This window comes from Trueperaceae bacterium, from assembly GCA_031581195.1.
In the GTDB taxonomy this organism is placed as follows: Bacteria; Deinococcota; Deinococci; order Deinococcales; family Trueperaceae; genus SLSQ01.
Genome location: JAVLCF010000231.1, coordinates 1 through 1,141 on the forward strand (window position 1 = coordinate 1; position 1,141 = coordinate 1,141).

The following is a 1,141-nucleotide window of genomic DNA, read 5'->3' on the forward strand; positions in this document are numbered from 1 at the left end:
CCCGCGTCGCCGGCCCCGCCAACGCGAACGTCGGGGGGGGATGCCCCTCCCCGAACGGCTCCAGCGTCCGGACGCCCCGCCACAAGTCCTCGTCGACGTCCTCGGGCGCCAATACCGCATCGACCGTCACGTCCGGGGTGGGGACGGGGAACGTCGCGACGTGCGCGTGGATCGCCTCCCGGAACGCGTCGACCCGGTCCGGGTCGACGGCGAAGCCGGCGGCGGCGGCGTGCCCGCCGTAGCGCCGCAGGGTCGGGGCGGCCGCCGCCAGGGCGTCGACCGCGGAGATGCCGGGGGTGCTGCGGACGCTGCCCTGCCCCCGCGCGAGGATGAACACCGGCTTGTAGAAGCGCTCCAGCAGCTTCGACGCGACGATCCCCATGACGCCGGGGTGCCAGGCGTCGTCGCCGACCACCAACGCCGGGTCGCGGGGGTCGACCCGGTCGACCGCCTCGTCGAACATGCGGTCCTGGATCGCGCGGCGTTCGGCGTTGCGGGCGTCCAGGTACGTCGCCAACTCGCGCGCCGTGCGTTCGGTGGGCGCCAGCAGCAACGCCAGGCCCTGCTCCGGTTCCCCCAGCCGCCCCGCGGCGTTCAGGCGCGGGGCGAGGCCGAACGCCACGTCGCGGGCGGTCGGCGTCTCCGCCAAGCGCGACTGCTTCGCCATCGCCCGCACGCCCGGCCAGGCGCTGTCGGCGAGCCGCTCCAGGCCGGCGCGGACCAACGCCCGGTTCTCCCCCAATAGCGGCGCGACGTCCGCGACCGTCCCGATCATCGCGACGTCCGCCAGTTCGAACGGCGGCTCGAGCCCCAGCCGCGCGTGCAGCCGCCACAACAGGTGGAAGGCGACGCCGGACCCGGTCGGCTCCACGCCGGGGTGTCCGGACCGCATCGTGACGCCGTCGGCGGCCAGGCGGGGGTGGACGAGCAACGCGTCGGGCAACGTCGCGCGGGGCGTGTGGTGGTCGGTCACGATCACGTCCGTGTCCGCCGCGCGCAACGCCGCGACCTCGTCGACGTTGGTGATGCCGCAATCGACGGTGACGAACAGGTCGCTGCGCTCCGCGTGCTCCGGCACCAGGTCGGCGTGCACGCCGTACCCGTGCGTCAAGCGGTTCGGGAGGAAGCCGTCGACCGTCCC

The 1,141-nt window shown here is 75.0% G+C and carries 1 protein-coding gene; it reads right to left on the minus strand.

Annotated elements, in window-relative coordinates:
- Positions 1-1,141: DHHA1 domain-containing protein (locus tag RI554_11655; GenBank protein ID MDR9392668.1), on the minus strand; the 1,141-nt coding region annotated here is incomplete at both ends.